This is a genomic window from Blastocatellia bacterium (assembly GCA_035573895.1).
Taxonomy (GTDB): domain Bacteria; phylum Acidobacteriota; class Blastocatellia; order HR10; family HR10; genus DATLZR01.
The window spans coordinates 1-7,891 of record DATLZR010000102.1; the positions used below are offsets into that span (position 1 = coordinate 1).

Genomic DNA, 7,891 nt, shown 5'->3' on the forward strand with positions numbered 1-7,891 from the left:
GGTCCATCACCGCCGGTCTGGCCGTCTACGACACGATGCAGTTCATCCGGCCCGATGTGCAGACGATCTGCATTGGACAGGCGGCCTCGATGGCGGCCGTGCTCCTGGCCGGGGGAACAAAAGGGAAACGGTTTGCCCTCCCGAATTCTCGAATCCTCATCCATCAACCTCATGCCGGCGGCATCTCGGGACAGGCCACTGACATCAAGATTGCCGCCGAAGAGATCCTACGTGTTCGGCATCTGATTTCATCCGTGCTGGCGAAACACACCGGTCAGCCGCTCGAAGTGATTGAGCGCGACGTCGAACGAGATTTGATCATGACGGCCGAACAAGCCGTCAGCTACGGGCTCATTGATCATGTCATCACTCATCGCGGCGAGTGAACCTCACTCGAACGCGACCAGGCGACCGTCAGCAACGACACGTGGAGAGGGGTCATGGTGCGAAAATCCGACGAACTGCTGCGTTGTTCCTTCTGCGGAAAGAGCCAGAACGAAGTTAAAAAACTCATCGCCGGGCCGACCGTCTACATCTGCAACGAGTGCGTTGACATTTGCAACGAGATCATGGCCAACGACGTTCCGGCTGAGCCCCCGCATCAACCGCGACTCCCGAAGCCGCTGGAGATCAAGGAATTCCTCGACCAATATGTGATCGGCCAGGAGGAGGCCAAGAAGAAACTCGCCGTCGCCGTCTACCAGCACTACAAGCGCGTGGCCATGAGTCGCTATCAGAGCGACGTGGAGATTCAAAAGAGCAACATCCTCCTGATCGGCCCCACCGGAACGGGAAAGACCTTGCTCGCTCAAACGCTGGCCCGGATGCTCGATGTTCCGTTCACCATCGTTGATGCCACTACCCTGACCGAGGCCGGTTACGTCGGTGAAGATGTGGAAAACATCCTCCTGCGCCTCATCCAGGCGGCCGGAGGCGATGTCGAACGCGCCCAATACGGAATCATTTATATTGACGAGATCGACAAGATCTCCAAAAAGGATGACAATCCCTCCATCACCCGCGATGTTTCCGGCGAAGGTGTCCAGCAGGCTCTGCTGAAGATCCTCGAGGGGACGATCGCCAATGTCCCTCCACACGGGGGGCGCAAGCATCCTCATCAGGATTTCATTCCCGTTGATACGACCCATATTCTCTTCATCTGCGGCGGGACGTTCGTCGGCCTGGAGAAAATCATCGAGCGCCGTCTGGGGAGTCGCTCGCTCGGTTTTCGCGCCGAGATCCGCACGAGTTCCGAGAAGTGGCGAGATAATCTGCTCTTCAAAGTTCAGCCGGAGGACCTCATCAAGTTTGGCCTCATCCCCGAATTCGTCGGACGCTTGCCGGTAATCACCGCGCTACACGAATTGGACGAAGATGCTCTGGTGGAGATTCTCACCAAGCCCAAGAACGCCATCACCAAGCAGTATCAGAAGCAATTCGAGTATGACAACATCAAGCTGCGGTTCACCGACGACGCGCTCCGCGCCATCGCCCGCGAGGCCTTCCAACGAAAGGTCGGAGCACGAGGTCTGCGAATGATCCTGGAAGAGCTGATGCTCGACGCGATGTACCTGCTACCGTCGCAGAAGAAAATCAAGGAACTCGTCGTAACCCGGGAAATGGTGGAAAACCGCTCGATCACCGCGCGCCTGCTGGAAAAGAAGGCCGTTTAGAACGGTGAGGCGGATGAGAGAAAGCCAATGATGGACGAATTCAGCGATCTCACACCCAAAGACATTGTGCGTTATCCTCTGGTCCCGATTCGCGACGTCGTGATCTTTCCCCATGCGCCTCCGGCCCGATTCCTCATCGGACGGCGATCATCCATTATCGCGTTGGAGAAGGCTCTGGCGGGCGATCGCATGGTCTTTCTCGCGTCACAGCACGACGCGACCGTTGATGAGCCAACGCCGGATCAGATCTATCGCGTCGGTACCATTGCCTATATCACCCGGAGCCTCCGCCGGAGCGATGGGAACATCACGGTGGAGGTGGAGGGGCGTCAGCGAGCGCGCGCCCTGACCATCGTGCAGGAAGGAGGCTGCTTCATGGCTTCCGTCCGTCGGATCGTGCCCGATGTCGAAGATGGGACGAAGATCCGGGCGTTGCTCACCCGCCTCAGCGCATCCCTCGACCAATACTGTCAGAACTATCCTGATGCCGAGACCCTCCGTCATGTCCTCCGGCTTCAAGATCCCTCGCAGGTGGCCGATTTGCTCGCCCACTGGCTTAAACTGGAAGTGGACGTCAAGCAGAGCCTGCTGGAGACCACCTCCGCCTCTCAACGCCTGGCCCGCTTGATCGAGATCCTCGACACAGAAGTGGAAAAGGCTCAGATTGACCGGGTGATCAACAATCGCGTGAAACGACAGATGGAGAAAGCTCAGCGAGAGTACTACCTCAACGAGAAACTCAAGGCCATTCACAAGGAACTCGGTCGAAAAGATGAGCGGGCGGAACTGGAGGAGTTGAGGCAGAAGATCGAAGCGGCGGGTATGAGCAAGGACGCCTATGACAAAGCGATGGCCGAGCTGCGGCGGCTTGAACAAATGCCCCCGATGTCGGCCGAGGCCACCGTCTCCCGCAACTACATTGATTGGCTCCTCGCCGTCCCCTGGAAAGAGAGATCGGAAGAAATTCGTGATTTGGGTTACGCCGAATCCGTCCTCGATGCCGATCACTACGGACTGGAAAAGGTCAAGGAACGCATTCTCGAATATCTCGCGGTTCGTCAGTTGGTGGAGACCCCTCGGGGATCAATCCTCTGCTTCGTCGGTCCCCCGGGCGTAGGGAAAACCAGCCTGGGGCGCTCTATCGCTAAAGCTACGGGGCGAAAATTCGTCCGCCTCAGTCTGGGCGGCGTCCGGGACGAAGCTGAAATCCGGGGACATCGGCGAACCTATATCGGGGCCCTGCCGGGACAAATCATCCAGATGATGCGGAAGGCGGGAACCATCAATCCGCTGATCATGCTCGACGAACTGGATAAACTGGGAGTGGATTTTCGGGGCGATCCCGCAGCGGCGCTTCTGGAGGTCCTCGACCCCGAACAAAACCACATGTTTCAGGACCATTATCTGGATGTCGAGTATGATCTCTCTCAGGTCATGTTCATTGCCACGGCCAACGTGACCCATACTATTCCTCCGGCACTCCAGGATCGGCTGGAGATCATTCGCATCCCGGGCTACACCGAACGCGAGAAACTGGAAATCGCCAAGCGCCACCTCATTCCCAAACAGATGAAAGCTACCGGACTCGCATCGAGCCAGATCGAGTTCACGGATCCCGCCATTCAGACGCTCATTCAGTGCTATACCCGGGAAGCCGGCGTCCGTCAGCTCGAGCGCGAGATCGGCTCGATCTGCCGCAAGGTCGCACGGAAGCTCGTCAGCTCAGACCTCAACCGGGAGAGCTTTCACGAAGTGATTCATCCCGAGACGGTCAGAACCTATCTCGGTCCCGAACGATACCGCTCCACTCTTCTCTCCGATAAAGCCGAAATTGGTGTGGCGACCGGGCTGGCCTGGACGGAATTCGGAGGCGATGTGTTGCAGATTGAGGTCACCCTCATGCCCGGAAGCGGCAAATTAACCTTGACCGGCAAACTCGGCGACGTAATGCAAGAGTCGGCTCAAGCCGCCATCAGCTACGTCCGATCCCGGGCAAGCGATTACGGCATCGCAGCCGATTTCCATAAAGAGCTTGATATTCACGTCCATATCCCTGAGGGGGCGATCCCCAAGGACGGCCCCTCGGCAGGAATCACCATCGCCACGGCTCTCATTTCGGCACTCACGCGAACCAGGGTTCGGTGTGATGTGGCCATGACCGGGGAAATTACCCTTCGCGGGAAGATCCTGCCCATCGGCGGCGTTAAAGAGAAACTCCTGGCCGCCCATCGGGTGGGAATTACAACGCTCATTCTCCCCAAGGAAAACGAAAAGGACTTGGTGGACATCCCCGATGATATTCGCGCACAGATGAACATCCGTCTCGTTGACACGATGGATGAGGTTCTCCCTCTAGCCCTCGAAGGAACGTTCCGATCACGCGATGATTCAGAACCGACTCACCCGGTATGGGCTCAGCCTCCAGGGACACATCCAGATGCGCCCCATATCGCCGAGTGATGAGAGTACCTACGGAGCGGCTCCGAGCCTGATGCGGTAACACCGGAGAACGGGCGGAGCCCTTTGTCGCCGACGCCAAAATCACATTTAACAGGAATCGGATTCCACCGAGACACCGACGCGACACGTCAGCGTCCGAATGACTCAGGCGCGGGATGCCCACATCCTACCGGAACTGTACTCAACATCCCACAGGAGGTGCCTATGGCGCTGGAGATCGCTCAGCTTAAGGAGATGAGTATCTCCCGGCTGACGCAGATTGCTCGCGACCTCAATATCCCCGAAGCGGGCACTCTACGGAAGCACGACCTCATCTTCAAGATTTTGCAGACTCAAACCGAGCGTAATGGCTATATCTTTGCTGAAGGCGTCCTGGAATGCCTTCCTGATGGGTTTGGGTTCTTACGCTCATCAGAGTACAGCTATCTCCCGGGACCCGACGATGTCTACGTCTCCGCTTCACAAATTCGCCGATTCCACCTGCAAACGGGTGACATCCTCGCGGGTCAGGTGCGTCCTCCGCAAAATGGCGAAAGGTATTTCGCCCTTCTTAAGGTCGAAGCGATCAACGACGAACCACCCGAACGTCATCGGGAGAGGGTCCCGTTTGATAGTCTCACTCCGCTTCACCCCTATGAGCGGATTCGCCTGGAAGTCGGACCGGACAATCTCTCGGCGCGGGTTCTGGACATGCTCACGCCCATCGGGAAAGGACAGCGCGGATTGATCGTTTCGCCCCCGCGAACGGGTAAGACCATGCTCTTGCAAAACATCGCCAATTCCATCTCCCGCAACCACCCGGAGATCGTCCTCATCGTCTTGCTCATTGACGAACGACCGGAAGAAGTGACCGATATGATGCGATCGGTTCGCGGAGAGGTCATCAGCTCCACCTTCGACGAACCCGCCGCCCGTCACGTTCACGTCGCCGAGATGGTCATCGAGAAAGCCAAGCGACTTGTCGAACATGGCCGAGATGTCGTGATCCTGTTGGACTCGATCACTCGTCTGGCGCGGGCCTATAACGCCACCGTGCCCTCGTCCGGTCGCGTTCTTTCGGGCGGCCTCGACGCTAACGCCCTCCAGCGTCCCAAACGCTTCTTCGGAGCGGCACGAAAGGTCGAAGAAGGAGGCTCGCTGACGATCATCGCCACGGCGCTCGTTAACACCGGCTCCCGGATGGACGACGTCATTTTCGAGGAGTTCAAGGGAACCGGCAATATGGAAATTCATCTGGATCGGCGGCTGGCCGACAAGCGCCTCTTCCCGGCCGTTGACCTGTTGCTGTCGGGAACACGGAAGGAAGAATTGCTGCTCTCCCCCGACGAACTCAACCGCATCTATGTGCTCCGTCGCGTGCTCAGTCAGCTCTCACCAGTGGAAGCGATGGAACTCCTGCTGGAGAAACTCGCCAAGACTCGATCCAATGCGGAATTTCTCGCCTCCATGCAGTCTCTTCAATAAGTGGCGCGCCCGAGAAGTTCCTCGCCTGACCTTTGCCGATGCTTTGAAACGCGACCCGTGGGGACCGATTGGCACTTCTGCGAGGCAGCCCGTCTGTTTGAGCCATCTCTATTACAGCAACCGACTCAGCGAAACATCGCCAGGGCATTGTCCCGCAGAATCTTTCGTTTGGCATCGGCGCTGAGAGGCAGGGCAACGAAGTTCTCGATATTAGCCTTGATGCTCGGCACTCCGGGCCCCGGCCAGTCACTCCCGAAGAGAGCTTTGTCAGCCACCCTCTCCAATTGAGGGAAGTACCGGAGAAGGTACTGCGGAGGGATGCTGGAAATGTCCAGGTAAACCCGGGGAAATCGCCGCACGAGAAAGATCGCTGTCTCCATCCACAGCGGCCGGCCTCCGTGCGCGATGATGAGGGTTAAATCGGGAAAATCCACTGCCACATCGTCAACATAGATCGGGTCGCCATACTTGTTCCGGGCTCCCGGAAAGATGGACGTCCCGGTGTGGATCATCACTGGCAAGCGGTAATCCGACGCCTTCGCATAAATCGTCTCCAGCGCCTTCAGTCCGTTGCGGTAGTCATTGGGATAGATGAGCTGGTGCGGCGGGTGAATCTTGATAGCCCTGATGCCCAGGTCAACGAGGCGATCCATGTCCGCGGCCGCATCGCGGGTGAACCGGGGATGAACCGATCCGAAAGGAATCAGCCGATCAGGATAGCGACGGGCATAGCGAGCGGAAAATTCGTTCACCTCATCGGTGAATCCCATTACGTCCGGACTCGTGTAATTGATGAGTCCGGCCTTCTCCACTCCCGCTTCATCGAGAAGCTCGATGAAGCGGTCGGGATCGCTCATGATCGGATCGAGAGTTTCCAGGTCCTTTCGGCTTCCCTGCATCATCTGGAGGATGTTGGGCTTGATCATCCGCCAGGGCATGATGTGAACATGAATGTCAACGACGCCATAGCCGAGTTCAGTCATGACTCTCTCCTGATTAATTCCTCGTGGTCGGAGCCCGATCGCGTCTCTCCGGCGTGGTTCGTCCGACGATCCCCCGCGGGATGTGGCCATCGCTCACTCAGCGTCGCCTGAAGCTCATCAGCTCGGAAGATGTGCGCCGACATTTTCGCGGATCGCTCGCTCGTAGACTCTCAGGCCGACGGCGACATCTTCGATGGCAATGCCCAGAGATTTGAAGAGCGTGATCTGGGATGCGTCCTCTCGTCCGGGGAGCCGGCCGCTCACCACCTCGGCCAACTCGTGGATCGCTTCCCAGCAGAGAATCCCTTTCTCGATGGCCACGAGAAATTCGCCACACTCGATCTTCGCCTGATCTCTAGAATCAACGACGATACGGTCCGCACGACGAAGAGTTTCCTCGTCCACCTCTCGACGGATTAGAGCATTCCCCCCGATGGCGTTGATGTGGACGCCGGGAGACAGCCACTCGCCCTTGAAGACCGGTTCGCGGGAGGTCGTCGCCGTAATGAGGATGTCGGCAGAACGCACCACCTCTTCCGGCCCCGCCGCCGGATGCACAGTAACCTGGAGCCGTTCACTCATTTCGGAACAAAAGGCTCGACATCGTTCCGGTCGGCGACTGAAGGCCAGCACCTGACGGATCGGTCGGACGGCGCAAACGGCCTCGAGCTGACTCCGGGCCTGCCACCCTGTTCCCAGGATACCCACCGTTGCAGCATCGGCGCGCGCCATATACTTGGTAGCAACGCCGCTCGCGGCACCCGTGCGCATCTGCCCGAGCGCGTCCGCCTCCATGAGAGCGAGAAGTTCCCCTCCTTCGCCATCGTAGAGCAAAACGACAAACCGGGCCCCCTCTCGCGTAACCGTGTAGGCCTTAAGCCCGAGGATCCTCTGAGCGACGAGCGCCCCGCTCATCACATGAAGCGTGCATCCGGGAATGCGCACGCGATGGCGCGGGGTGTTTGTCGCCTGCCCCCGGTCGAGCTGACGAAAGGCACTCTCGACGGCCTCCAGCGCCATCTCCATCGTCAATAATGTTCGTACCTCGTGCTCGGTGAGGACGAGCGTCATTGGCAAGACCTCTTCATCGGCCTACCGATCAGGAGCCCTTCCGGCCACGATCCGATCGGTATGTGGCAAATGAAGTTTCCGTCTCCCACACGGTCACTTCCACCACCGGGAATCCCTGCGACAGCGCACACTCATAGATCATTCTCGCAATAGCTTCAGCCGTCGGGTTCGATTGCATGACGTAACACTCCACTCCCTGCTCTCGAAGTATCGGGAGAAGCGGGTCGCTCTCGGCCAGGA

Annotated in this window: 7 protein-coding genes; 4 read left to right on the plus strand and 3 right to left on the minus strand. The window is 58.2% G+C overall.

All coding sequences use genetic code 11. The features are described 5' to 3' along the window. From VNM72_09845 to rho, 4 genes are all read left to right on the plus strand, one after another. Positions 1-386, plus strand: a 386-nt coding sequence (locus VNM72_09845; GenBank protein ID HXF05705.1) for an ATP-dependent Clp protease proteolytic subunit, incomplete at its 5' end; no start/stop codon positions are given. 54 nt (positions 387-440) lie between these two features. After that, positions 441-1,673: an ATP-dependent Clp protease ATP-binding subunit ClpX gene (gene clpX, locus VNM72_09850; GenBank protein HXF05706.1), complete on the plus strand. Its 1,233-nt coding sequence runs from the start codon at positions 441-443 to the stop codon at positions 1,671-1,673. 30 nt (positions 1,674-1,703) lie between these two features. Then, a complete protein-coding gene (gene lon, locus VNM72_09855) occupies positions 1,704-4,133 on the plus strand; it encodes an endopeptidase La (protein HXF05707.1) in 2,430 nt (809 codons plus the stop codon). A 210-nt stretch (positions 4,134-4,343) separates the two neighbouring features. Further along, a complete protein-coding gene (gene rho / locus VNM72_09860) occupies positions 4,344-5,597 on the plus strand; it encodes a transcription termination factor Rho (GenBank protein HXF05708.1) in 1,254 nt (417 codons plus the stop codon). A gap of 125 nt (positions 5,598-5,722) precedes the next feature. Here rho and VNM72_09865 read toward each other — a convergent pair whose 3' ends face one another. The 3 genes from VNM72_09865 to VNM72_09875 all read right to left on the minus strand — a co-directional run. Beyond that, positions 5,723-6,580, minus strand: coding sequence for an amidohydrolase family protein (locus VNM72_09865; GenBank protein ID HXF05709.1), 858 nt, complete (start codon positions 6,578-6,580; stop codon positions 5,723-5,725). Positions 6,581-6,697: 117 nt separating this feature from the next. After that, the gene (locus VNM72_09870) at positions 6,698-7,651 is read right to left on the minus strand and encodes an ornithine cyclodeaminase family protein (protein HXF05710.1); all 954 of its coding nucleotides are present in this window, start codon (positions 7,649-7,651) and stop codon (positions 6,698-6,700) included. A 28-nt stretch (positions 7,652-7,679) separates the two neighbouring features. Beyond that, positions 7,680-7,891 (minus strand): 6-carboxytetrahydropterin synthase (locus tag VNM72_09875; GenBank protein HXF05711.1); only part of this gene is annotated, 212 nt, incomplete at its 5' end.